Raw genomic sequence first — 23,689 nt, forward strand, 5'->3', positions numbered from 1 at the left:
AAATTCTAATGTATTAGAATAATAAATAAGTGGTAGAGAAACAAAAACAATCATTATTTAATATTAGGGAGAGAGAAATGAATAATAATATCTATAATATTGGCAAAGGGGCATTGCTCTTAGCGGCCAGCGGTTTGGCAATGGCCGTGTCATCGGGGCCCGCTTTGGCTCAGGACGCAGCAAATGCCGATGTAGCAGCAAATACTGAAACACCTGTTGAGCAGCGCGAAGCCGGCCTCGACGTAATTGTGGTAACGGCACGCAAACGCGAAGAAAACGCGCAGGAAACCCCAATCGCAATTACCGCGATGAGCGGGGACATGATTGAGAACCGACAGATCGCCAATGTCGCGCAGGTCGCTTCCTACGCGCCGAACGTTAATATTCAGCCGGTAGGGAATATCTCCGGATCAAGCGCATCGCTCACCGCATTTATCCGAGGCGTTGGTCAGACCGATTTCAATATCACGGTTGACCCTGGCGTTGGCATCTATGTTGATGGCGTTTACGTATCTCGTTCGGTTGGCGGCCTGCTCGACATGGCCGATATCGGAAGTGTACAGATTCTTCGTGGGCCCCAAGGAACGCTCTTCGGAAAAAACACCATTGGCGGCGCGATCATTGTCAACAGCCGTGAGCCTTCCGACGAATTTGAACTCAAACTCGAGGCAGCCACCGGTCGGTTCAACCGGGCTGACATCAAGGGTATCATTAATATCCCCATCAGCGACACGCTCGCCATGCGAGCGGTCGCATCCTATGAAACGCGCGACGGCTACCAGCTTCGGCTGGTTGACGGTGACCGCCAAGGCGACAAGGACAGTTTCGCGGGACGCGTAGCCTTCAAGTGGGAACCAAACGATGTTTTCACCGCGACCCTGGCGGGCGACGTTAACATCCGACGCGAAGCGACCGCAGCAAGCACTCTTGTCGAGAACCGGGATTCGCCCGATCTGTTGCAGATCGTTACCACTCCCAACGGTACATTCGCTTTCCCCAGTTCAAATTTTGGATACAACAAGCTTGGCGGCGGGGCCGGTCAGTGCGGTGCTCCCGGCGAACTGGCACCCGTAGATAATCCCAACTGTGTCTCCTCTCGCTGGGTTACCGGTGACATCGATACTACGTGGGCCGGCGGGCCCAACCAATCCGATTTTGATTTGTGGGGGACGAACCTGACGATGGAATATGACTTTGGGAATGTAACCCTCAAGTCGATCAGCGCCTATCGCAACCAGAAATCAACCATCGAATTCGACTTTGACGCGACTCCCTTCGAGGTGTTGCAGCTCACCAACAATATCGACCTGTGGCAGGCATCGCAGGAGCTTCAGCTGGTCGGAAGTGTGCTGGACGACCGAATTAAATTTACCTTAGGTGGTTTTTACCTGAAAGAAAAAGGTGAGGATATCGAGCCATTGCGGTTTGGCTTCGCCAATTTTTTCAGCGGCGGCAAGATCAACAACGACAGCTACGCCGGCTTCTTGCAGGCAACGTTCGAAGTTACGGATCGTCTGTCAATAACACCAGGCATTCGTTACACTGACGAAATAAAGCGCTTCGATCCTTCGGCACAGGTCATTACCCGCGATTATACCGCCGGCTTACTGCCCCCATACCCCGATGGCGTATTCATACAGTATAGTCGATGCATCGTCGGAAAGGACGTACCGCAGCTCCTGCCCAATGGGTTCCCTGATCCGTCCTGCGTTCCCTCGGCAACCAATCCGGGCGGTAACCACACTCTCCCGGCGGTGGAGGTTTCCGCCAAGGCCAAGGAATGGACCCCGGCGGTATCGGCAAACTACAAGTTCAGCGACGATGTCATGGGCTATGCCTCTTATTCAAAGGGCTTCAAGAACGGTGGCTTCAGCCAGCGTATCTTCCCGGGCGAACTGGTAACCCCCGCCTTCACGCCTGAATTCGTCGAGTCCTACGAGGTCGGCCTCAAGACCGAGTTGTTCGATCGACGCGTGCGGCTGAACCTGGCGGTGTTCCAGTCTGATTATTCCGATATCCAGATCGTCGTTAACGAGGGCATTGCACCCAAGGTTCGCAACGGTGGTAAAGGACGGATCAAAGGCTTTGAAATCGAGGGACAGGCCGCACCGACCGATTGGCTGCGGATTGACTATGGCGTGGGTTATCTGGATGCTGGCTATCGCTCGGTGGATCCGAGCGCGTTTCCTGTTACAGTCGACTCCAAGTTCGCTTTCGTGCCTGAGTGGACAGGAACCGTTGCAGCAAATGCGACTGCATTCGACAACGAAAACGGCAAGCTGGTAATCCGCGGCGATTGGTACCATCAGAGCGGTACTTTCAAGGACGCTGTGAACAGCCCGCAACTGTACCAACCCGCTTACAGCGTGTTCGGTGCGAACGCTTCGTACACCGTCCCCGGAGATCAGATCACGATTACCGCAGGCGTCACCAATCTGACTGATGAGCGTTACATCCAAGGTGGATATGTCGATCTGAATGTTGGCGGCGTTGCATTGGCGACATATTCCCGCCCACGGGAATGGTTCCTCAAGATCGGTTATGAATATTGACACTTGCGATCAGGGGGCGGCTTAACTTGCCGCCCCCATTGTCTCAGATGAAGAGGAAGGGTGACAGATTCATGACCAGTGCATCTTGTCTATTCGTTGAAATTTCAGAACTAACGGTTTTTGGGATCGTTCGCTCGTGAAACGGATGGTCGTTGCCATAACCGGAGCGACCGGTGCGATCTACGGGTTGCGCCTGTTGACCATGCTCAAAGACCAAGGTGGCTGGGAAACCCATCTGGTCATGTCGCAGGCCGCCTTGCTCAACATCCGCGAAGAACTTGTCGATGGCCGACAGCAATTCGAGGATGCTGCAAACGTTGTACACAGCAGCCGCAATGTAGGGGCGAGCATCGCGAGCGGTTCGTTCCTGTGCGAGGGCATGGTGATCGCGCCATGCTCCATGCGGACATTAGCTGCAGTCGCCAACGGCCTTTCCGACAATTTGATAACCCGCGCGGCGGACGTCATGCTCAAGGAGCGGCGCAAACTGGTGCTGATGACGCGTGAAACGCCGCTCAATCTGGCGCACCTTCGCAACATGACTGCGTGCACCGAAATGGGCGTGGTGATCTTCCCACCTGTCCCGGCGTTTTACAATCGCCCACACGACATTGACGACATCATCGATCACAGCTGCATGCGAGTGCTCGATCAATTCGGACTTCATCGCAACCTGGAGGATCGCTGGCAGGGATTGACTGGCGAAAACCCTGATCCGGCTTTGCCACACAAGAAAATCGAAAGGCAGGCATGATGGCTCGGAAGCTAAGGCGAAGGGATGTTTTGGGGGCCGGAGCGCTCGGCACCGCTGCGGTTGGGCTGGGCAGCCTTGCGCGGCCTGGACCAGGCCCGAACCGCACTATCACCCTGGTGGAGGAGAGTGGCGTGCCTGAAAGCCGCCAGTTCGCTTCCGCTATGATAGACAGCGGCTTTGCAGGTGAAGTGATCCGCATCGACCGATCGCTCAATGGCTTGCTGCACGAACTCGAATCAACCACCGGGACGATCATCGGGATGACATCTGATCCCGCCGCGATGATCGCAGGGCAGTTGCTGGGCGAACGCGGCGCCCACGCGCGGCATTTCTGGCAGCATCACTATACCGATGGCAGATGGCGTCATCGGACCGAAGGAGGCGCACGCCTGATTGGGAGCACGACACACGCCTGGCCGGTGGCAATTGCTCACCAGTTGCAGGGCGCCATTGGCAGCAGATCACCTCAAGTCTCAAACGCCTGCACTTCCGGGGTCTGCGCGCTACTTGCCAGCAGTCCTGGTATGCTGGTGTCATGGGTTTATGAATTTGAAGGGGATCAATCGTGAGCAGCATTGTTCCCCAAGGGGTTGCCGCCGCCGATTTCTCTAATGCGCTCGACGAGTTCGCTGGAGTCGTCGGCAAGGACCGAGTTTACATCGATGAACAGCCGCTGTCGAGCTACAGGGACGCTTATTCTCCTCTCGCCGACGGTGAGTTTCTGCCTTCAGCGGCCGTTGCTCCTGACGACGTCGAACAGATTCAGAATATACTCAAGATCGCCAACGCCTATAAAATACCCATCTGGACAATCGGTACGGGGCGCAATTTTGCCTATGGTGGCCCTGCTCCTCGCAAGTCCGGTTATGTCATGCTCGACCTGCGCCGGATGAACCGGATTATCGAAGTCAACGAGAAATACGGCTATGCCCTCGTCGAGCCCGGTGTTTCGTACATGCAACTTTACCGGCATCTGCGCACGATCGGCAGCAAGCTCTGGATCGATCCCGCAGCGCCAGCATGGGGCGGCGTGATGGGCAATGCGCTGGAACATGGCGCAGGCTACACTCCTTATGGCGACCATTTCATCATGCAGTGCGGCATGGAAGTGGTGCTGGCCGACGGCGAAGTGGTACGGACCGGCCAGGGAGCACTCGCGGGATCGAAACACTGGCAGGTGACCAAGCACGCCGCCGGTCCGCAGTTCGACGGCATGTTTACCCAGTCTAATTTTGGCGTGGTCACGAAAATGGGCATCTGGCTGATGCCTGAACCTCCCGGCTACAAGCCGTTCATGATAACCTACGAACGCGAGGAAGATCTCGAGGCCATCTTCGAGATCACCCGGCCGCTGAAGGTCAATCAGATCATCCCGAACGCCGCCGTGGCAGTCGATCTTCTGTGGGAAGCTTCGGCCAAGACCACACGTCGCCATTACTTCGACGGCAAAGGCCCCCTGCCGCAGTCGGCCCGCACCCGGATCGCCTCGGACCTCCATCTGGGAATGTGGAACTATTACGGCGCGCTGTATGGCCCGCCGCCGGTCATCGCGAACAATTGGAAGATCGTCGAGGATGCCCTGATGAGCATCCCCGGGGCAAAGCTGTACCTCGACCGTGAGAATGATCCCGCCTGGGATTACCGCGTGCGCTTGATGCGCGGCGAGCCGAACATGACTGAATTCAGCATCATGAACTGGATCGGTGGTGGTGGGCACGTCAATTTCTCGCCGATCTCCGCGCCAAGCGGCGCGGAAGCGCTCGCCCAGTACAACATGATCAAGCGGCGCTGCCACGAATACGGCTTCGACTACATAGGGGAATTTCTTGTCGGTTGGCGTGACATGCATCACATCCTGATGATCATGTACGACCGGGCCGACGAGGCTATGCGCAAAAGCGCCTACGATCTCTTCGGTTTGCTGGTCGATGAGGCGGCGGAAGGTGGTTTCGGCGAATACCGCACCCACCTCGCCTTCATGGATCAGATCGCCAAGACCTATAAACACAATGATGGCGCATTGTGGGACCTTCATCACCGCATCAAGGATGTGATGGATCCCAACGGCATTCTCTCACCCGGCAAGCAGGGCATCTGGCCCAAGGCGCTGCGAGAAACGTCGTGATCGAAACGGCAGCTTCGGGCCCTGAATTAAGGCCGCCCGAATTGAGGCTACCCGAATTAAGGATTGCAGGACGATGAAGAATTTGGAACACTGGATTGGCGGAGCTTATGTCGCGCCGGGAAGCAACGCTTATTTCGACGACCTTAACCCGGTCGATGACAGTGTTTACGCCAAGGTAGCTGCCGGCACGGCTGACGACGTCAACCGCGCGGTTCAGGCAGCCTCAACTGCATTCCGCATACATCACGACCTGCCCGCCGCGGTCCGTGAAGGCTGGATGTTCAAAGCTGCGGAAATCATGGAACGCGACGTCGCCAAATTCCAGGAAGTGCTGATCGACGAGGTCGGCTCGCCCATCGCCAAGGCAGGGTTCGAGACCCGGTTCGCGATCGGTTTCCTGCGCGCCGCCGCCGGGGTTCCGCGCCGTGTTCGAGGTGAAACCATCCCTTCTGACACACCGGGCCGCTTCAGCATGAGCCTGCGCCAGTCCGTGGGCGTGGTCGCCGGCATTACTCCTTTCAATGTTCCGCTGATCAAGGGGATCAAGCAGTCGGCCATGGCGCTGGCGACCGGCAACGCATTCGTGCTGCTGCCATCCGAGGCTGCGCCGCGCCTTGCCGATCTTCTCGCCGGGCTGTGGCACGAGGCGGGCGTTCCCGATGGCCTGTTCAACATCGTCTACGGCAATGGTGCCGAGATCGGCGATGCTCTCACCGGCCACACCGATGTCGCTGCGATCACCTTTACCGGATCCTCGCGCGTAGGCAAGCACATCGCCGGGATCGCGGCCAGGAACCTCAAGAAATATACGCTCGAGCTAGGCGGCAAGAGCCCGCTGATCGTCTGCGCAGATGCCGACCTGGAGAAAGCAGTTGGCGCGGCACTGTTCAGTATTTTCATGTACCAGGGCCAGGTGTGCATGGGCGCATCGCGCATCTATGTCGAACGCTCCATTTTTGACGCATTTGCAAAAGCCTTTGCCGCTGCTTCGGCAGGCGCGAAAACGGGCGATCTGCGGGAACCGACGACCATGCTGGGTCCCATCATCTCCAAACGGCAACGCGATCGGGTGCGCAGCCACGTCGATGATGCCCGCGCCAAGGGGGCCAAAGTGCTCGCCGGTGCCAAATGGAGCGGCAATTGCTGTTCCGCCACGGTGCTGAGCGGCGTTACTGCGGAAATGACGGTCTTTGCGGAAGAAACTTTCGGGCCGGTGACGTCGCTTTACCCGTTCGACACGCTCGACGAAGCAATCGAACTGGCGAACGATACCGAATACGGCCTCTCAGCCTCGATCTTTACGCGCGACCTCGACAAGGCCTTGCGCTTTGCTCACCAAGCCGAAAGCGGCATGGTGCACATCAATGCGCCCACCCTGTACGACGAACCCCATGTTCCCTTCGGGGGAACCAAGGCCTCCGGGTTCGGACGCGAGGGCACCGAGGCCGATCTCGAGATCATGACCGAGTGGAAATGGGTCACTATCCAGTCCGCAGCGGCCACTGAAGCGACCGATGCAAGGAAACGAATATGAACGATCTGGCGAATAGAGCGCGCGACATTTCCTCATTGCGGGATTTTCTGGAACTTCTCGAAAGCGAAGGCCAGGCAATCACCTGGAGCGAGCGGGTGATGCCGGAACCAGACCTGCGCAATATCGCGGTCGCGGCCTCACGCGACGCCAATGGCGCGCCGGCGATCATATTCGACAATATGGTCGGCTATCCCGGCAAGCGGACCGTGGTCGGTGTCCACGGTTCGTGGGACAATATCGCGCTGCTGTTGGGACGCCCGAAGGGCACGACAATCCGCGAACTGTTCTTCGAGATCGCCGGCCGCTGGGGCGATGCCGAAGCCCAGATCAGTTACGTTCCCGAAGGGCAGGCACCGGTCCATGAATGCCGGACCGAAAGCGGGATCAATCTTTACGATATCCTTCCGGTCTATCGCATCAACGAATATGATGGCGGTTTCTTTCTGGGCAAGGCATCGGTAGCATCGCGCGATCCGGAAGATCCCGAAAATTTTGGCAAACAGAATGTCGGCATCTACCGGTTGCAACTGCAAGGCCCGGATTGCTTCAGCCTGATGACTATTCCGTCGCACGACATGGGTCGGCAAATCATGGCCGCCGAACGCACCGGCCTGCCGCTGAAGATCGCGGTCATGCTCGGCAACCACCCGGGACTCGCTGTTTTCGCAGCCACGCCGATCGGCTACGAGGAATCCGAATATGCCTATGCCTCTGCGATGATGGGCGCGCCGATCAGGCTGTCCAAATCGGGCAATGGTGTCGATATTCTTGCGGACAGCGAAATCGTTATCGAAGCGGAAATGCAGTTGGGCGAGCGCGTACTGGAAGGACCGTTCGGCGAATTCCCCGGTTCCTACAGCGGGGTCCGCAAGGCCCCGCTCTTCAAGGTCACGGCAGTATCGCATCGCCGGGATCCGATTTTCGAAAATATCTACATCGGCCGTGGCTGGACCGAGCACGACACGCTGATCGGATTGCACACGTCGGCGCCGATATATGCACAGTTGCGCAAGGATTTTCCAGAGGTCACGGCTGTCAACGCCCTCTATCAACATGGTCTGACCGGGATCATTTCAGTCAAGAACCGGATGGCCGGCTTTGCCAAGACTGTCGCCATGCGGGCGCTGAGTACGCCGCACGGTGTGATGTACCTGAAGAATCTGATCATGGTCGATGCCGATGTCGACCCCTTCGACCTCAACCAGGTGATGTGGGCACTGTCAACGCGTACCCGCGCTGACGATATTATCGTGCTGCCCAACATGCCCGCCGTGCCGATCGATCCGTCCGCAGTCGTGCCCGGCAAGGGCCACCGGCTGATCATTGACGCGACCAGCTTTATGCGCCCCGACCCCATCGGCGAAGCGCATCTTGTCAACCCGCCGACCGGTCCGGACATCGATGCACTGAGCAAGGCGATCCGGATACTTCAGCAAGGAGCTGCAAAATGAGTGATACGCTCTGTCCACGCTGTTCAAGTGCCGGTGCAATCGAGGATTATCGGGGGCGCGAAGAAGACTCGGTCGTCTGGACGATCCTCCGCTGCAAGACCTGCTGTTTTTCATGGCGCGACAGCGAACCGGCCAGCACCATCGGGGCCGGGGTGCGTTCGGCGGACTTCGCCGTCGATGCTGCGAATCTCGATCGCTATCCCAAAATACTTCAGCAATAGGCAAATGGGGAAACAAGGATGATAGATCAGGCTCGCCAGGCGGCTGCACTGACAGCAATTGAAGCGGCTCTGGGCACCGGAGCGGTCGACCGATCGCCCGCTGTCCTGGCCCGCTACGCCACACCCCTCGCCATTCCGGCCGGCGTGGTCTTGCCCGCAAATGAGGCGCAGCTGGCAGTTGCGCTAAGTGCGGCGAAAGGCGCTGGCGGGATATTGCAGCCTGTTTGTAATGGCGCGCACGGACTTGAGAAAACCGGGCTGGACAAGGTTATCGTGCTCGATTTGCAGCGCATGAACCGGATTCTCGAGGTGAACGAGGACCTGGCTTACTGCCTGGTCGAACCCGGAGTCACCTTCCGCGAGCTTGATGCCCATATCAAAAGCAAGAATTTCAAGCTGTGGGTGGATTTCCCCGGCAATCCCGACGAGAGCGTGGCCGCCAGCTTCGTGGAACGCAGCGCGGGCTACACACCCTATTCGGATCATAGTCTGATGCAGTGCGGCCTTGAAGTCATGCTCGCCGATGGCAGGCTGGTCCGCACCGGCATGGGCGCTATGCCCAAAAGCACCTGCTGGCAATTGTTCAAGTTCGGATACGGCCCGTGGGTCGACGGACTGTTCACACAATCCGATTTCGCAGTGCCAACCAAGGTCGGCACGTGGCTGATGCCGGAACCGCCTGCTTTCAAGACGTTCATGGTTACCGTGGAGAGCGAGGACGGGCTGGCTCCGCTGCTCGATGTGCTCGGCCCACTCAAGCTGAACATGGTCGTGGCCAATGGCGTGGCTGTGGGTAACGCCCTGCATGAAGCTGCATTGCTCGGCAAGAAGCGCAGCGACTACGCCGGTCAGGGCCCGATGGCGGCCAGCGCGGTCGAAGCGGCTGGCAAGGCGCTGGGTTTGGGGTACTGGAATCTCTACGGCTCGCTCTACGGGCTGCCAGACAACGTCTCGATCCTGTGGGATCTCGTCAACGGTGCCTTCGGATCGGTCCCCGGGGCGAAAGTCATCGCAGACGGTCGGGGTGTCGATCCCCGGCTCTGGTCATGGCGAATGGGGACTATGACAGGCGCTGTGGCCAGCCCTCCGGCAGCAATCGCGCAGTGGAGCGGCAACCAGGCGCTGACGGTCAACCCGGTTAGCCCGGTCGATGGTGAAGACGCGATGCGTCTCTACGAGCTTTCACGCGATACCTGCGCAGAACATGGTTTCGATATGGTCAGTGAAGCTGTCGCCATATGGCGTTCAGCCAACCACCGCCAGTTCCTCCCTAGCACTGGCTCGGACAAGTCCAGCGCAGCGCGCACTCGCGCCTGTGCCGAAGCCTTGATCGGGGCACAGGCGGAAGCCGGATTCGGGCAGGTATTCACCGAACCGGGCCTGCGCGCCACGGTCGACAAGACATTCGCTTCGGGCGGACTATCTACGCTTCACACGAGAGTCAAAAAGGCTCTCGATCCAACCGCGCTGTTTGCGTCAGCCTGATCTGTCGTGCAATTAATCGAGTTAGAGGCATAATGAAAAAACTAATTGCCATGTCGCTCCTCGCCACCCTGAGCGCCTGCTCAGACGAGGCGAAGGTCAAGAAGCCCGATGGCGCGGAAAATTACGCGCTGATGTGCGCCGGATGCCACGCTCCAGGCCCAGGTCATCCTGGAACAATGCTGCTTGAGCAGCTAGAGCGACCGGTGCCTTCACTGATCGGCCGAAAGGATCTTGAACTCGACTATCTGCGTATGATCGTGCGGCAAGGACTCATCGAGATGCCGCCGTTCCGCCCGACCGAGCTGAGCGATGCTGAGATCGATGAAATTTATGCACATATCATGAGTGCAAAGCCACCTGAACCGGTTCCGGCGAAGTCGGCTAAATAGGCGCGCAAAGCGCCAATTGTTTCAGAAGCAGGTGGCGCCGTCCATATCAGACGGCGCGCTCGATCACGTCCGGGTCAGAAAAAGCGATTTTCGGGACGCTGCAAGCCAAAATGGTCGCACAAGGTGGTACCTTCATATTCCTTGCGGAAAATGCCCCGGCGCTGCAATTCGGGAACGACAAGATCGACAAAATCGTTCAGTCCTTCCGGCAGAAAGGGCAACATGACAACGAAGCCGTCTGACCCTCGCTCTTCCAGCCAAAGCTCCATTTCGTCGGCGATCAATACCGGGGTACCGACAAAGGCGAGCCCCGCATAGCTGCCAGCCTTTGCGGCGAGCTGGCGAATCGTCAGATTGTGCGCACGGGCATGCTCGATAACCTTTTCCGGCGCAGCCTTACTGGCGTTGGTTTCGGGGATTTCGGGGAGCTGGGCACCTCCATCAACCTAATGATTTGACGCTTTGGAGCCATGTTTCACGTCGGCATGATGCGCGGCACGCCTGTCCGGCTGATATTTGATCCATATTCGCCTGTTTTGGCTTCCGATCCTGGATTTTGGACGCACCTATCCTGTAGCCGCCCGTCGCTCGTACCGGGGATTCACCAAACGTATTTCCCGTCCAGCTGCCTCGAACTTAGAGCGGCTTACCTTGCGAGAAACCACTACACCATCAGCAGTGATCCCGTGCATATGAAATGATCGCTTCCCCAAATCTACCGCCAGTAATTGAATCGTCATCGTATTTCTCCTTTCCATTAGATCATTTAATATTGATCGGAAAACAGGAGGCGTCCATCCCATAACATATCGACATGATCGCGCGACAGAGCGCCATGAATGATGATCACGCCCAGCTCGTTGCAAACCTGCCAGATGATCTCGCGCACCCGCAAGCGCACCTCGCCGTGCAGCACCTTGAAACGGTATTTTGGCGCCCAGACTATGTGATAACGGTGATGAAAAGCCGTGTGGCTGCCGCGTGAATATGGCATAAGCACTATCGGCTGAACCCTTATACCAGCTATAAGCTGGTGGGTTTACTCCAAAGGTGAGACAATAAATGCGAGAGGTTTTTGGAGGTGCCCAGCTTTCCATATTGGGCTTGATCGGTGTCGGAGCTTCCACGTACATGGTCTACTGGAGCCTTCAATACACGACTGCGATCGACAACCTGCTTCTGCAGTCGGCCATGCGCATCCCGATGCTGGCCTTGCCTGCGCTCTTCTTCGATGATGCGATTGCAATGCACAGCATCAGGATGGGCTCTGCTCTCCGTATTGGGAATCGTCGGATAGTGACAAAGGGTGATCCGAGCGATTTCACATGGGGGTGATGAACCGGGGGACCTGGTCGCGATCGCGACCGTCGGGCTTTATGTAACCTACGGCACCTTGTTCAGACGAGTACCGCCGATGCACCATCTCAGCCTTTTGGGAGCGCTTTCCGCCGTATGCGTGCTGTGCCTCGGCACTCGTTCGAGACTTCTGGATGGGTCCTATGCCTGCGCGGCCTAATTGGATTTGTTTCGTCCGGATTGACTGTCTTGCCCCTCGCGATCATTTGCGATCGCCATCTTGGCTCTTGAGGGCATGTGTTGGAATTATTTTCGTCTCGACAAAACTCTCCCGCCTGGCAAACGGACAGGCGCGCGTAGCCGCGAGCTGCTCGGCAATCTCAGGATGGTGCTGACAACCTTGCCAACTCGGCCATGGTCGAGCGCTTCGGTCCAGTCTTTATTCAGGCTGGTCGTAGGAGCCGGGCCGGGAGGGCTGATCGGATTCGCCTACAATGGTACTCCGCGCGCGCTGGCCATTTCACTCGTCGCGGTAGGTCTCATGACTCTGGCGCTTGTTCTGTACAGCGAGCGAGGGAAGCTGTTCGACAATTCGGGCGACGCGCAATCGCACGGTTGATCCGGAATTATTTAAAATCGGACCCAATTTCTTCTGAAACCCCGGGCGCAGGTCGGTCTGATACCATCCGGACACCGTCAATGACGATCGGGCTGGCCACTCCGGGACGTCCTGCACGTTCAATCGCCATGCCGCGCGCAATGACTTGCGGGTTGGCGAATACCTGGTCCAGCTCGTTGATCGGGCCGGCAGAAATTCCTGCATTTTCGAGCAACTCGAAAAGTTCCTCCCGGTTCCATTGTGTTGTAATCTCTTCGATAGCCTTGATCAACTCTACCCGATTGCGAATCCGCTGGGGATTGGTGCTGAAGCGCTCGTCCCGGTCAAGCGCAATATTCAGCACCCGGCAAAGGGCGGCGAACTGGCCGTCATTGCCGACCGCGATGATCAGATCTCCATCGCGGGTCGGGAAGGCCTGATAGGGTGCCAGATTGGCATGGCCGTTGCCGACCCGGCGCGGCACCACCCCTGAGGTCATCCAGTTCAGCGCCTGATTGCCCATGACGCTGACCTGGGTATCGAGCAGTGCCATGTCGATATGTGCGCCGACGTCTGATTCACGCCGTTGGTTGAGCGCTGCCAGCACTGCCACCGCGCTGTAGACCCCGGTAAACAGGTCGGCGGCCGCAATGCCAGCCTTCTGCGGCTCGCGCTGCGGCTCGCCGGTCATTGACATGAGCCCACCCATGGCCTGGGCGATGTAGTCGTATCCGGGACGGTGGGCATAAGGCCCGGTCTGCCCGAAGCCGGTGATTGAGCAGGTGATAAGGCGCGGGCTAATCCGCGATAAGGCTGCATGGTCAAGCCCGTATTTGGCCAGCCCGCCCACCTTGTAATTCTCGATCATGATGTCGGCGCTTGCCGCAAGACTGCGGACAATATCCTGACCTTCGGCGGTTGTGATATCAACCGCGATGGACCGCTTCCCCCTGTTGGCCGAATGATAATAGGCCGCGCCCAGGTTTTCGCCCGCATCCGACATCACAAACGGCGGGCCCCAGTGGCGGGTGTCGTCACCACTGCCGGGGCGTTCTATCTTGATAACCTCGGCACCGAGATCGGCCAGCAATTGCCCGCACCATGGCCCGGCCAGGATTCGCGCGAGTTCGAGAACCCTGATGCCGCTCAGCGGTTTTGCCGATGCCTCCGTTGGCGCAGGCCCCCAGTCACACCGCGTCATTTTGTGCCGTTGCCCGCTGCATCGATGCGATTGTGCCAGTCCCGTGCCATGTCTCCCGCAGCCTTTGCTAGCGTAAAGGAATCTATGCCAACCGCGAGGAAGCGAGCACCTCCGTCCAGATATTGCTGCACCAGGCGTTCGTCACGTGACAGGATGCCGCAGGGGGTGCCGGTGGCGCGGATTCGGGCGAGGGTTTCTCCGGTCACTTGGGCGAGAGCCGTTGCATTGGCGGGGCCAAGCAGGCCGAGCGATGCGGCGAGGTCGGCAGGCCCGACAAACAGGGCGTCGATGCCATCGACGGCAGCGATAGCCTCCAGATTATCGAGCGCTTCGGCAGTCTCGATCTGGGCAATGATGCACAGTCGCTCGTTGGCCTCCGCCACGTAAGCGGGATAGCTGCCCCAGCGTGCGGCGCGGGCACCGCCTATACCGCGATCACCCGCTGGCGGATAGCGCGAAGCCTTGACGATTGCCGCTGCCTGCTGTGCGTTATCGACCATCGGCACCATGATTGTCGGGGCACCAAGATCGAGGATCTGGCGGATCGTCACTGGATCGTGGCCGGGAACGCGCACGATTGCAGAGCAGGCCGGAATGGTGTCAACCGCGCGCAACTGGTTGGCAATCGCAGGCAGGGTCTGAGCAGCGTGCTCGCCATCGATCAGAACCCAGTCATAGCCCAAGCCAGAGCAAATTTCAGCGATGTCCGGATTGGCGAGCGCCAACCAGAAACCGAGTTGCGGCGGACCGTCGCCGAGCTGGTCCTTGAAGCGGTTTTGCGGTGTCTGCATAGTCTTGCCCTAGACGAACCGGAAGCCGATAGCGCCCAACTGTCCGAAATCGGCGTTGAAAACATCACCCCTTCGGACTTCGACAGGGCGGGTGAACGACCCGCCCAGAACGACTTCGCCTGCCTCCAGCGTTTGGTCCCAAGGAGCAAGGCGGTTGGCAAGCCACGCCACGCCGTTCGCCGGATTGTTGAGCACGCCTGCGGCGACGCCCGTTTCCTCGATCACACCGTTGCGGCTAAGCAGCGCACTGACCCAGCGCATGTCGATCTTGTCAGGCCGCATCGGCAATCCACCGACGATTATCCCGGCATTGGCAGCATTGTCGCTGATTGTGTCCTGCACTATGCGACACGCGCCGGTTGCGGGATCGACGGGAAATGTGCGGCTGTCGATTATCTCGACCGCCGGGATAACATATTCGGTCGCCTTGAGTACGTCAAAGATCGTTGCACCGGGTCCTTCGATCCGTTTCCCCAAAACGAAAGCGAGCTCGACCTCGACCTTGGGCGTGATGAACCGGTCGAAAGGCACGTCGCTCCCCTGTTCGAATACCATATCGTCGAGCAACGTTCCGTAATCGGGTTCGGTAATCCCGGCGGCTTGCTGCATCGCTCGTGAAGTCAAGCCTATCTTGTGACCGAAGACCTTTCTCCCGGAAGCGAGCTTGAGGTCGACCCATCGTTTGCTGATGCGATAGCCATCGGCGATCGACATTCCCGGTCGGCGCACCGTGAACTGGCGGATCTGCTGACGTGACTGTTCGGCTTGGTCGAGCTCGGCCGCAAACGCTGCTATCTCTTCCTCGCTAAGACTCGCCGCCGAATCGCAGGGTCCGGTTCCGCTACCACCGCCATCTTGGTTCATAAATTGCTCCTCATCCGTAACCCACTTTGACGAATGCATTGCACAGTTATGAACGGTCGTCTATAGCCGTGCCGCACCGAACAGGCCTGTCATGGCAGAAACACGCAGTTTTCAGAGGAGAAACAGGATGCAAGGCGACACGAGCGTAAGGGAAGAGAAGATCACGGGGCGGGGGCTGACTTCGCACACATTGCTGGCAGGTGACCCGAGCAACCCCGCTATTCTTCTGCTGCACGGGGCAGGACCGGGCGCACACGCCGGTTCCAACTGGCTGCACCTGATGCCCGACCTGGCAGAAAATTTCTTCGTGATCGCACCCGACCTGATCGGCTTCGGACAGTCGGTCATCCCCGAACCCTGGCCTGACAACGTCATGGCATGGATCGGTACACGAGTCGAACAGTGCTTCGGCCTGCTCGAGACGCTGGGGATCGAGAAGGCCCATGTCGTCGGCAATTCGATGGGAGGCGCGCTCACTCTTCAGATGATGAGCGAAGAGCCCGACTGGATCGACCGCGTGGTGCTGATGGGGTCGATCGGCGCTCCCGGCCCCCGGACTCCAGAGCTTGTGCGCCTGCTGTCATTCTACTCGGATCCGCGGCCGTCCCGTTACCGCCAGCTGATGCACAGTTTCGCCCACGACGCCGCCAAGTTCGAAGGCATGGATGAGATCGTCAGCAACCGTTACAAGATCGCGACCGATCCCGAGATCATGAAAACCGCTGTCAAGATGATCGATTCAATGAAGCAGGGTATCGAAGCGCTCAACATGCCGCCATCGATCCTGTCCAAGCTGCCGCACAATGTTTTGATCTTCCACGGTAGGCAGGACCGCATCGTTCCGCTCGACACCAGCCTCTACCTGATCGAGCACCTGCAGTACGCCGAGCTCTATGTGCTCGACCGCTCGGGTCATTGGTCGCAGCTTGAGCGTTGGGATGTCATGCGGCCGATGATGGAAATCCATTTCGGCGCGCGTACTTTCTGATGCTCCCGGCATTCCGGCACCGGGTGCGCTGGTAGGCGCAATGCTCTGCGTCTGCCAGCCCGGACCGGTGTGGGAATGACCAAGCGGGATCAGACTGCTGCTTCGGCATTTTGGCAGTTCTCGCTGGACGTGTACGCAAAACCGTACGTCGCCGAGTTGTGCCTAGCCTTGCAGGATGAGCATGGCTTCGACGTCAACGCGGTGCTATTCTGCCTCTGGTCGGCGCAGGGCTCCCGTACGGTGCTCGATCAGTCCAAGATCGGCGAGGTTCTGGTCAGAATTTCGCTGCTCAACGAAAACCTGGTGCACCCGCTGCGAGACGCCAGGCGATGGGTGCGACGGTACATCGACAAAGCGACAGACACGGATCCGGCAGCCGAACTGACGAAGCTTTACGCAGCGTTGAAGGCAGTCGAACTGAAATCAGAGCGCCAGGTCCAGTCGGCGTTAATTGATCTTTCGCGGCCAGCCTCTGTGGATCATCGAACCTCGCCGGAAAGCGCGGCGCATGCCAGTCTCGAAATCTACCGCCGGGCGATTGCCGCTCCCGAAGCGGCGGCTGCTCTGCTGACGCAGTTGGTCGTCAGGGCGTTCGCGCCGGCTTCGAAGCGGGGGAATTCGCAGACCTGATAAAGTCGAAAATTCCCTCGATCTCAAAATCGCTATGTTCGGTCTGGCCGAAGGCCAGATCTCGATGAGGCCATGCCTAAAAATCGAATGCAGATAATCGAACGCGAGATCGCTACGTCCGATCATCCTGGGTATGAGCGCACTAGCGTCCTCGCGATAAACGCTTGCAATATTAGTCTGCTGGTCACGTGTTGTATCAAATCTCGGCCTGACGGTCCAGGTCCTGCGAACTTGTCGCGGCCTTTCGCCGGTTAATCGCGGGGTTGGGAACAGCAGCTCGATTGCGATGCGTTGGAAGTTTGGTTGCCCCCCGATAGGATGAAAACGGGCTCACGATTGTAACCGGGCCCAGCATCAAACAGGAGACAACCATGGAACAGTTTATCGGACTCGACGTATCTTTGAAAGATACATTCATCTCGGTGCGGGAGGGAGGAGCGCGGATCTGGCGCGGTAAGTGCCCGTCTGACCCTAAACTAATAGCAGAAGTGATTCGCAAGCGTGCTCCGAGCGTAAAACGCGTTGTGCTCGAAACGGGTTCTCTGTCGGTTTGGTTTTATCACGCGCTGAAGCAGGAAGACTTGCCGACAATCTGCATCGATGCCCGCCATGCTAAGGCAGCTCTCGACATGGCACCGAATAAGACCGATGCGAACGACGCAGACGGCCTCGCACATCTGGCTGAGGTCGGCATTTGCCGCGAGGTGCGCGTGAAGAGCTTCGAGAGCATGCTGACCCGCACGCTGGTTGCAGCGCGCAATCAGATGTTGAGGGCGACGACGCAACTGTCAAATCAGATCCGCGGTCTGATGAAGACCTTCGGCCTGGTGGTTCCCAAGAGCGCCGGGCGCTTTTTCGAGGGCCATGTACGTAGCCTGCTGGCAAGCAATGCAGGACTCGAGCAGATCATCTTGCCGGTGCTCGAGGCTTGGCGGGGTATCCGCGCCCGCGCCTCCGAATTGAGCAAACAGCTTATCGCCTCGGCGCGAGCAAGCGAGCAATGCCAACTGTTATCTTCGATACCTGGCGTTGGCGCGGTGACCGCCTCGTCCTTCGTTGCGGCGATCGAAGACCCGGAAAACTTCCGGAAGTCGCGTTCGGTTGGAGCCTGGATCGGCTTGACGACTAGGCGTTACCAATCGGGCGAAGTCGATTATGACGGCCATATATCTAGGCGTGGCGACAGTCATCTGCGCGGACTGTTGTACGAAGCGGCAGTCGTGATCCTCACTCGCACCACGGCAGACAGCGCGTTGCGCATCTGGGGTTTGAAACTCAAGGAGAAAATTGGCTTTAAACGAGCCGCCGTCGCGGTCGCGCGCAAGCTCGCCGTGATCATGCATACCATGCTTCGAACAGGTGAACTGTTCGACCGCTCGGTCCCTGCCGAGGCTTGACAAGAGTAGCATGACAGAAAAGCCATCAATGCCCTGATCTGAACTTCCCTATAGTTTGCGTCCATGCTGTGGGCACCGAGCCGTCCCTGTCGGGACGCGGACAGGATCATTCCGTTAAGTGCGCTGCACTTGGCATCATCCCGAGCCAACGTGCGTAGAAGACATAGGAAGATCCGGCCCTCGAAAACCTATCCTGCGGCGGGCACGTCTCGACCGCGTAAACGACCATGTACCCGACAAACGGCATTGCCGATGTGTCCAATCTGAGGGCGTACCCTTCCGACATTCCAACCATTGATCGACGCCCATGATGTGATGGAGGTCATCGGCCGAGGATGATGTGCTGAATGGGCAGCAACCCTATAAAGAACTTGGCTCGCACCGGACGGGCGAATCGAAGTCGCGGTTCCCGTAACTGTTTCGAAGTGCCTTTTTGTCGATCTTGCCCGTCGCGGTCAGCGGGATGCGGGCAAAGACAATTTCGTCCGGCAACCACCATTTCGCTACGCGTGCTGCCAGATAAATGCGGAGATCTTCGCGGGTCGGCGCGCGATCGTCGTGTGGTTCGATCACGAGCAGCGGACGCTCTTCCCATTTGGGATCATGGACGCCGATCACCGCGGCAACCCGCACGCCGGGACAGCCCGCTGCCGCATTTTCCAGGTCGATCGAACTTATCCATTCGCCGCCCGACTTGATGACATCCTTTGCGCGATCAGTGAGCCGAAGGAAGCCAAAGCGGTCGATTGTGCCAATGTCACCAGTTTCGAACCATCCGGCATGGTCTGCCGCTACGGCTCCGGGGTAATAACGGTCGACGACCCAAGCGCCGCGAACCTGCAATGCCCCTGCTTGCTCGCCGTCCCAGGGCAAGGAGTCTCCGGCCTCGTCGACGATACGTAGTTCGATCCCGAACTGCATCCGTCCTTGCCGGGTCAGCAGGACCTCATCGGCAAACTCGGTTCCCTCTGCGGCAAGGGCAGGTGTCGGAGTAGAAATGACCCCGAGCGGGCTTGTCTCGGTCATGCCCCATATCTGGAGAACCGTTACACCATAGCGCTCACGGAAGGTCTCAGCCATCGCGCGTGGCACGGCCGAGCCTCCGATCACCACTCGCTTCAGCTTGCCTACATCCTGCCCACTCGAGGTGATATGCGCGAGGTACATTGTCCAGATCGTCGGCACGCCGCACGAGAACGTCACCCCTTCGTCGCAAATGAGCCGCGCCAGGCTTGGCCCATCCATGCGATCACAGGGCAGAACCAGCTTGCAGCCGTTGATGCCTGCGGCATAGGGCAACCCCCACGCCGTGGCGTGATACATCGACGAGCAGGGCAGAATCACATCGAAAGCGCCGAAGCCGAAGGCGCTGCTCAACCCCGCGGCCATCGCGTGCAGGACGATCGAGCGATGGCTGTAGAGAATCCCCTTGGGATCACCGGTCGTCCCGGAGGTATAGCAAAGCACTGCGGCAGTGTTCTCGTCGAAGCAGGGCCAGTCGAAATTGCCGCTATGCCCGGCAATCAGATTCTCATAGCCGACACACGACAGCGCATCGGGCGCTTCGGCAGCAGCCGTGCCGAGCAGGATAAAATGCTCGATCCTGGCCAGCAAAGGTTTAAGTCGTTCGACCAGAGGAAAGAGATTGGCGTCGAAGAGCAAAATGCGGCTTCCCGCGTGACCAATGGTGAATGCGATCTGCTCGTCGCTTAGCCGGGGGTTCGCTGTGTGGAGCACCGCGCCCATGCCAGGCACGGCATAGAAAAGCTCAAGGTGCCGATGGGTGTTCCACGCGAGTGACGATATACGGTCGCCGGCTTCGATCCCGAGTACGGTCAGCGCTTGCGCGGCCTGCCGTGCGCGCCGGTCGCAGGACCGCCAATCAAATCGCCATGCGGGCTCGTTGACCAGTTCAGAAACAATCTCGCGGTTACCATGGGCTCGCGCGGCGTGCTCGAGAATGGCGCTAATCTGAAGCGGCCTTTCCTGCATCAAGCCCATCAGCATAACAGTCTTCCCATGTAGAGCGCGGTCCACTCTTTGCCAACTCCGAGGTCACCCTGCATCCGCGTCGCATGCCCGGCAAAAAAATCCTGCATCAGCTTCCCGAAGGTCCTATTGGACTAAAATCAGAGACAGGAAATGCCGATCGGACCACTCGCTCTTCCTGCCGGCGAGCAGCGCACTCAGATCTAGGCGAGCCTGCCTCACTATCGTCAGCCCACGCGACGGAATGACGTAAAGCCGCTGGTCGCCCGCACCAGCCGCAACCACCATATCTGGCGGCAGGTCAGCATTGGGATCCGTGATGTCGGTGGAAGCCGTCACCGCATCCCTAGACGGCGTTGTTCGTGGAAGCCACCAAGTCAGGCCATACGCAGGGTTGGCGCGGGTCCCTTCAAACAGCGCGGCAAATGTGCCGGGATCGACCAACTGCGCTCCTCGGCTCTTGCCGCCGCCGCGAACGAACTCGCCGATTTTTGCCCATTGCCCTGCGCTAATCGTCACACCCTGGGGCATCAGTGGGTTGCCGTCTGGTCCGTTGCGCCACTTTGCAACGGTCACGCCGATCGGACCGAGTATACGCCGTTCCAGATAACGGCGTGGATCGGGATCCTGTCCCGCAGCTTCGAGCTTGCGACGCATGATCTCGCCGAAAATCTGTAACGGGGCTGGTCCATACTGGAAGCGTGATCCTGGTTGGGCAGTAAGCGCAATCTTCAGCGACGCCGCATAACTCTGAGGGTGCCCTACGGCTGAGGGTTGGCCGCTGGTCATCGACAGGAGATGGTGCAAGGTGATCGCGTTTTTCGGCGGGTCGCTTTCCCACTCGGTGATAGTTTCCGCCGCGCGCTCGTCCAGATTGAGCAGACCATCCTGAGCGGCCGCTGCTGCCATCAAGCCAACGAGGCTCTTGGTGCCGGACCAAAGTTCATGTGGCTCGGTTGTTTGCGAAGAGGCGCACAGGACGAGCCCGTTCTTGAGAACAAGCACCGCAACGCCCCTGTTTTCATCGGAATAGGCGATCGCTTTCGTGCAGGTTGCCTGTGTTGGGGCGCCTGCTTGTGCTTCAGTTGCCCCCATCAACGTTGCGAAGGCAGTCGCGGCAATCCATAGCTTGTGCACGCTGAGATATCTCCATTCCGATACTTGTCTTTTGCAGTTATTATCGATAATAACTGATTCCGCAATCAATAATTGATTCCGCAATAATCGAATCCTCGCGCGCGCCGACAAATGGAGCGCGTCGCGAGCGAAGAAAGCCGAATGGAAAGAAATGGCCGCGACGAAGACGAACGACGAGAGCGCGCCGACTCAGGACCAGGTGATTGCACGCCTCTTGACGGACGACATCGTCGAATGGCGGATCCCTCCGGGTTCCTGGTTACGGGAAAGGGAAATCGCTGCGCGGTTCGGTGTGAGTCACGCGCCCGTGCGCGAGGCGTTCCGCCATCTCGCACGAATCGGCCTCGTCAAGGTGGTGCCATGGCGTGGTACCTACGTAATCGAAATCGACGAACACGCAGCGAACGAGGTCTATGAGCTGTGGAAATCACTGTTCGGCGTCGTTTGCCGCCTTGCGGCGGCCGAAATGACCGATCGCGACGGACGCGAACTCATGCTCCGGCTCGTCGAATACAAGGATGTAACCCAGCGCACCGGGGACACCTTCGAGCATATAAAGATCTCTAACCGCATCGGCCGATTCATCGCCAAGCGCAGCAATGCACCCCTTGCGCTCGAGTTGCTTGACCGAGTCGCTCTTCTTGCCCGCTGGCAGCACAATGTCTATACCGACAGCTACATTGAGACGCATGGCAACAAGGCGGCGATGCGATCGGCAGTGCTTTATGAGGAGCTTTGTCGGCACATCATCGCGCGCAGCGGCGATGCCGCCGATGCGACCGCACGCGACCTGATAGGCGTGACGCAAGACAGCTTCGGACGGGCACTTGAGGAATATAAGACGCGGCACAAGAAACCCAAGCCGGGGCGCCGCCGCGCGAAGGCGACGTGAGCCGGTGTCCGACCGACCGCCGCACGCTCCTTAAAGTGGGACTCGCGGTCCCGCTAACATTGCAAGCCGAATCTGCTGCGGCGGATTCCAGCGAAGGAAGCGTATTCGGCGCCGAGCGCTTAATGGCGGATATCAGAGTCTACGCCCAGGCGGGTAACAAGCAATCCGGTGGCTCGGGTGATGCCTGGACTGCGGACTGGACGCGGAAACGATTGGCCCACGCCGGATTGAAGGTCGAGTTGCAGTCGTTCGATGTGCCATGGTTCGAGCCCTCGCACTGCGTAATTACCTTTGGCCATCTCAAGGTGCCTCTCGTGGTACAGCCGCTGGCCGTCGAAACGGGCGCGGCAGGACTGGATGGGCCGCTCCGCCTCTCTGAATTTGACGGCCCGCTTAACGGGACGATCGCCGTGGTGCGCTTGCCCTACCGTCGCTGGTCGAGCCTAGCCGACCACGATGCTCGCGAGCCACTCGCCGACGCGCTGACTCGCGGCGCGAGCGCGGTAATTCTCGTGACCACCGGTCCTACGGGCGAAGCGCTGCTGCTTAATACTCCTGCCGACCGATTCGTTTCGGAGCGGCCGCTCGCCTTGCTGGCGCCGCGCCTTGCTGGCCCCGTGATCGAGGCCGCGCGTCATGGTGTTGCGGCCAACTTGATACTCCGTGACCAAGGTGGCACTCGCACTGCGCACAATGTCATCGGGCGCCTCATTCGCCCGAGGCGCCCCTGGCTCGTCGTTTCGACGCCACGCTCCGGCTGGACAGACTGCGTGGGCGAGCGGGGCCCCGGCATTGCGATCTGGCTCGCGCTCTCAGAGTGGATGCCGCGCGCGTTCCCGCAGCACAGCCTGCTGTTCTTATGTAACAGCGGGCATGAATACGAGAATCTCGGTGCCGGCCAAATCATCAGAAACGTCGGCCCTCCGCCCCGCGAAACCGATTTCTGGTTACATCTCGGCGCAAATGCCGCAGGGCGCGATTATCACGAAACGCCGGGGCGCTTGCTGCCACTGCCGAGCGCCGATCCCTATCGCTTCATATTGACGTCGCCCGAATTTGTCGCGCGTGCGCGCGAGACATTCAAGGGGCAACCAGGAATAGAAATGGCCTATCCTTCGGCTGAAGGCACAGCGGGCGAACTTTCCGAAGTGATCAAGGCCGGCTACTCGCGTCATGCCGGCATCTTTGGTGCGCACCGTCATCACCACGCTGCAACCGATGATTTATCGACCGTTACACCTGACCCCCTCGCTGCAACGGCGCGGGGCTTCCGCGACCTGTTGACCGCTATCGTCCCATAAGCAGCTGGATCGGGGCACTGCCGTGCTGCGCGTTTCGGACTTGACTTGCGCGCGATTTTGTACAATATTATCGATAATAATTACTATAAAAAGG

Annotated in this window: 22 protein-coding genes and 2 pseudogenes; 16 read left to right on the forward strand and 8 right to left on the reverse strand. The window is 58.8% G+C overall.

Features of this window, described 5'->3' with window-relative positions; translation table 11 throughout:
* Positions 1-77 precede the first annotated feature (77 nt).
* The 9 genes from V7676_RS14595 (at position 78) to V7676_RS14635 (ending at position 10,511) form a co-directional block, all read left to right on the forward strand.
* Positions 78-2,552 carry a TonB-dependent receptor gene (locus V7676_RS14595; protein WP_240616890.1) on the forward strand — a complete coding sequence of 825 codons (2,475 nt, stop codon included), beginning with the start codon at positions 78-80 and terminating at the stop codon, positions 2,550-2,552.
* A gap of 145 nt (positions 2,553-2,697) precedes the next feature.
* On the forward strand, positions 2,698-3,306 hold the full coding sequence (locus tag V7676_RS14600; protein WP_276308617.1) for a UbiX family flavin prenyltransferase: 609 nt from the start codon (positions 2,698-2,700) through the stop codon (positions 3,304-3,306).
* Between the two features lie 131 nt (positions 3,307-3,437).
* On the forward strand, positions 3,438-3,875 hold the full coding sequence (locus V7676_RS14605; RefSeq protein WP_240616888.1) for a hypothetical protein: 438 nt from the start codon (positions 3,438-3,440) through the stop codon (positions 3,873-3,875).
* Positions 3,872-5,431 (forward strand): FAD-binding oxidoreductase, encoded by a 1,560-nt coding sequence (locus tag V7676_RS14610; RefSeq protein ID WP_100093360.1) that lies wholly within the window; start codon positions 3,872-3,874, stop codon positions 5,429-5,431. Before V7676_RS14605 ends, V7676_RS14610 begins: the two co-directional genes overlap by 4 nt.
* 73 nt (positions 5,432-5,504) lie before the next feature.
* The gene (locus V7676_RS14615) at positions 5,505-6,965 is read left to right on the forward strand and encodes an aldehyde dehydrogenase family protein (RefSeq protein ID WP_100093359.1); all 1,461 of its coding nucleotides are present in this window, start codon (positions 5,505-5,507) and stop codon (positions 6,963-6,965) included.
* Positions 6,962-8,416: a non-oxidative hydroxyarylic acid decarboxylases subunit C gene (locus tag V7676_RS14620; protein WP_100093358.1), complete on the forward strand. Its 1,455-nt coding sequence runs from the start codon at positions 6,962-6,964 to the stop codon at positions 8,414-8,416. Before V7676_RS14615 ends, V7676_RS14620 begins: the two co-directional genes overlap by 4 nt.
* Positions 8,413-8,637, forward strand: a complete 225-nt coding sequence (locus V7676_RS14625; RefSeq protein ID WP_100093357.1) for a non-oxidative hydroxyarylic acid decarboxylases subunit D — start codon at positions 8,413-8,415, stop codon at positions 8,635-8,637. The genes V7676_RS14620 and V7676_RS14625 overlap by 4 nt, the downstream gene beginning before the upstream one ends.
* Before the next feature lie 18 nt (positions 8,638-8,655).
* On the forward strand, positions 8,656-10,122 hold the full coding sequence (locus V7676_RS14630; protein ID WP_100093356.1) for an FAD-binding oxidoreductase: 1,467 nt from the start codon (positions 8,656-8,658) through the stop codon (positions 10,120-10,122).
* 32 nt (positions 10,123-10,154) lie between these two features.
* The gene (locus V7676_RS14635) at positions 10,155-10,511 is read left to right on the forward strand and encodes a c-type cytochrome (protein ID WP_100093355.1); all 357 of its coding nucleotides are present in this window, start codon (positions 10,155-10,157) and stop codon (positions 10,509-10,511) included.
* 74 nt (positions 10,512-10,585) lie between these two features.
* Here V7676_RS14635 and V7676_RS14640 read toward each other — a convergent pair whose 3' ends face one another.
* From V7676_RS14640 to tnpA, 3 genes and pseudogenes are all read right to left on the reverse strand, one after another.
* Positions 10,586-10,795, reverse strand: coding sequence for a hypothetical protein (locus V7676_RS14640; RefSeq protein WP_240616887.1), 210 nt, complete (start codon positions 10,793-10,795; stop codon positions 10,586-10,588).
* Positions 10,796-11,080: 285 nt separating this feature from the next.
* A pseudogene (locus V7676_RS14645) lies at positions 11,081-11,251 on the reverse strand (IS110 family transposase); the annotation flags it as partial.
* Between the two features lie 65 nt (positions 11,252-11,316).
* Positions 11,317-11,505: pseudogene (gene tnpA / locus V7676_RS14650) on the reverse strand (IS200/IS605 family transposase); the annotation flags it as partial.
* A 68-nt stretch (positions 11,506-11,573) separates the two neighbouring features.
* Here tnpA and V7676_RS14655 point away from each other — a divergent pair.
* Together V7676_RS14655 and V7676_RS14660 are read left to right on the forward strand one after the other, a co-directional pair.
* Complete coding sequence (locus tag V7676_RS14655) at positions 11,574-11,846, forward strand: hypothetical protein (RefSeq protein ID WP_100093353.1); 273 nt, start codon at positions 11,574-11,576, stop codon at positions 11,844-11,846.
* A gap of 256 nt (positions 11,847-12,102) precedes the next feature.
* Entirely contained in the window at positions 12,103-12,426 is a 324-nt protein-coding gene (locus tag V7676_RS14660; RefSeq protein WP_240616885.1) for a hypothetical protein, read from the forward strand.
* Between the two features lie 7 nt (positions 12,427-12,433).
* Here the strand turns inward: V7676_RS14660 and V7676_RS14665 are convergent, their stop codons facing one another.
* From V7676_RS14665 to hpaH, 3 genes are read right to left on the reverse strand one after another with little or no spacing between them, the layout of a single operon-like run.
* Positions 12,434-13,606 carry a CaiB/BaiF CoA transferase family protein gene (locus tag V7676_RS14665; RefSeq protein ID WP_100093352.1) on the reverse strand — a complete coding sequence of 391 codons (1,173 nt, stop codon included), beginning with the start codon at positions 13,604-13,606 and terminating at the stop codon, positions 12,434-12,436.
* On the reverse strand, positions 13,603-14,397 hold the full coding sequence (locus V7676_RS14670; RefSeq protein WP_100093351.1) for an HpcH/HpaI aldolase family protein: 795 nt from the start codon (positions 14,395-14,397) through the stop codon (positions 13,603-13,605). The genes V7676_RS14665 and V7676_RS14670 overlap by 4 nt, the downstream gene beginning before the upstream one ends.
* A 9-nt stretch (positions 14,398-14,406) precedes the next feature.
* Positions 14,407-15,261 carry a 2-oxo-hept-4-ene-1,7-dioate hydratase gene (hpaH, locus tag V7676_RS14675; RefSeq protein WP_100093350.1) on the reverse strand — a complete coding sequence of 285 codons (855 nt, stop codon included), beginning with the start codon at positions 15,259-15,261 and terminating at the stop codon, positions 14,407-14,409.
* A 127-nt stretch (positions 15,262-15,388) separates the two neighbouring features.
* On the opposite strand from hpaH, the gene V7676_RS14680 reads away from it, so the two are divergent.
* From V7676_RS14680 to V7676_RS14690, 3 genes are all read left to right on the forward strand, one after another.
* Positions 15,389-16,249 carry an alpha/beta fold hydrolase gene (locus V7676_RS14680; RefSeq protein WP_100093349.1) on the forward strand — a complete coding sequence of 287 codons (861 nt, stop codon included), beginning with the start codon at positions 15,389-15,391 and terminating at the stop codon, positions 16,247-16,249.
* A 75-nt stretch (positions 16,250-16,324) separates the two neighbouring features.
* On the forward strand, positions 16,325-16,879 hold the full coding sequence (locus V7676_RS14685) for a TIGR02444 family protein (protein WP_100093348.1): 555 nt from the start codon (positions 16,325-16,327) through the stop codon (positions 16,877-16,879).
* A gap of 371 nt (positions 16,880-17,250) precedes the next feature.
* Complete coding sequence (locus V7676_RS14690) at positions 17,251-18,276, forward strand: IS110 family transposase (RefSeq protein ID WP_100093347.1); 1,026 nt, start codon at positions 17,251-17,253, stop codon at positions 18,274-18,276.
* A gap of 360 nt (positions 18,277-18,636) precedes the next feature.
* On the opposite strand, the gene V7676_RS14695 is transcribed toward V7676_RS14690, so the two are convergent.
* Entirely contained in the window at positions 18,637-20,283 is a 1,647-nt protein-coding gene (locus tag V7676_RS14695; RefSeq protein ID WP_206170022.1) for a long-chain fatty acid--CoA ligase, read from the reverse strand.
* 108 nt (positions 20,284-20,391) lie between these two features.
* Positions 20,392-21,402, reverse strand: a complete 1,011-nt coding sequence (locus tag V7676_RS14700) for a serine hydrolase domain-containing protein (RefSeq protein WP_100093346.1) — start codon at positions 21,400-21,402, stop codon at positions 20,392-20,394.
* A gap of 151 nt (positions 21,403-21,553) precedes the next feature.
* Here V7676_RS14700 and V7676_RS14705 point away from each other — a divergent pair, with 151 nt between their 5' ends.
* Positions 21,554-22,294: a GntR family transcriptional regulator gene (locus V7676_RS14705; RefSeq protein ID WP_100093345.1), complete on the forward strand. Its 741-nt coding sequence runs from the start codon at positions 21,554-21,556 to the stop codon at positions 22,292-22,294.
* A gap of 122 nt (positions 22,295-22,416) precedes the next feature.
* On the forward strand, positions 22,417-23,595 hold the full coding sequence (locus V7676_RS14710; protein WP_123906264.1) for a hypothetical protein: 1,179 nt from the start codon (positions 22,417-22,419) through the stop codon (positions 23,593-23,595).
* Positions 23,596-23,689 lie beyond the last annotated feature (94 nt).

This window comes from Parasphingorhabdus sp. (assembly GCF_036963805.1).
Classification (GTDB): domain Bacteria; phylum Pseudomonadota; class Alphaproteobacteria; order Sphingomonadales; family Sphingomonadaceae; genus Parasphingorhabdus.

Bases quoted from the DNA above. Each gene is read 5' to 3' on its own strand.
- V7676_RS14595 (WP_240616890.1), top strand. From the start codon at position 78: ATGAATAATAATATCTATAATATTGGCAAAGGGGCATTGCTCTTAGCG.
- V7676_RS14600 (WP_276308617.1), top strand. From the start codon at position 2,698: ATGGTCGTTGCCATAACCGGAGCGACCGGTGCGATCTACGGGTTGCGC.
- V7676_RS14615 (WP_100093359.1), top strand. From the start codon at position 5,505: ATGAAGAATTTGGAACACTGGATTGGCGGAGCTTATGTCGCGCCGGGA.
- V7676_RS14620 (WP_100093358.1), top strand. From the start codon at position 6,962: ATGAACGATCTGGCGAATAGAGCGCGCGACATTTCCTCATTGCGGGAT.
- V7676_RS14625 (WP_100093357.1), top strand. From the start codon at position 8,413: ATGAGTGATACGCTCTGTCCACGCTGTTCAAGTGCCGGTGCAATCGAG.
- V7676_RS14630 (WP_100093356.1), top strand. From the start codon at position 8,656: ATGATAGATCAGGCTCGCCAGGCGGCTGCACTGACAGCAATTGAAGCG.
- V7676_RS14635 (WP_100093355.1), top strand. From the start codon at position 10,155: ATGAAAAAACTAATTGCCATGTCGCTCCTCGCCACCCTGAGCGCCTGC.
- V7676_RS14655 (WP_100093353.1), top strand. From the start codon at position 11,574: ATGCGAGAGGTTTTTGGAGGTGCCCAGCTTTCCATATTGGGCTTGATC.
- V7676_RS14660 (WP_240616885.1), top strand. From the start codon at position 12,103: ATGTGTTGGAATTATTTTCGTCTCGACAAAACTCTCCCGCCTGGCAAA.
- V7676_RS14665 (WP_100093352.1), bottom strand. From the start codon at position 13,606: ATGACGCGGTGTGACTGGGGGCCTGCGCCAACGGAGGCATCGGCAAAA.
- V7676_RS14670 (WP_100093351.1), bottom strand. From the start codon at position 14,397: ATGCAGACACCGCAAAACCGCTTCAAGGACCAGCTCGGCGACGGTCCG.
- hpaH (WP_100093350.1), bottom strand. From the start codon at position 15,261: ATGAACCAAGATGGCGGTGGTAGCGGAACCGGACCCTGCGATTCGGCG.
- V7676_RS14680 (WP_100093349.1), top strand. From the start codon at position 15,389: ATGCAAGGCGACACGAGCGTAAGGGAAGAGAAGATCACGGGGCGGGGG.
- V7676_RS14685 (WP_100093348.1), top strand. From the start codon at position 16,325: ATGACCAAGCGGGATCAGACTGCTGCTTCGGCATTTTGGCAGTTCTCG.
- V7676_RS14690 (WP_100093347.1), top strand. From the start codon at position 17,251: ATGGAACAGTTTATCGGACTCGACGTATCTTTGAAAGATACATTCATC.
- V7676_RS14695 (WP_206170022.1), bottom strand. From the start codon at position 20,283: ATGCTGATGGGCTTGATGCAGGAAAGGCCGCTTCAGATTAGCGCCATT.
- V7676_RS14705 (WP_100093345.1), top strand. From the start codon at position 21,554: ATGGCCGCGACGAAGACGAACGACGAGAGCGCGCCGACTCAGGACCAG.
- V7676_RS14710 (WP_123906264.1), top strand. From the start codon at position 22,417: ATGGCGGATATCAGAGTCTACGCCCAGGCGGGTAACAAGCAATCCGGT.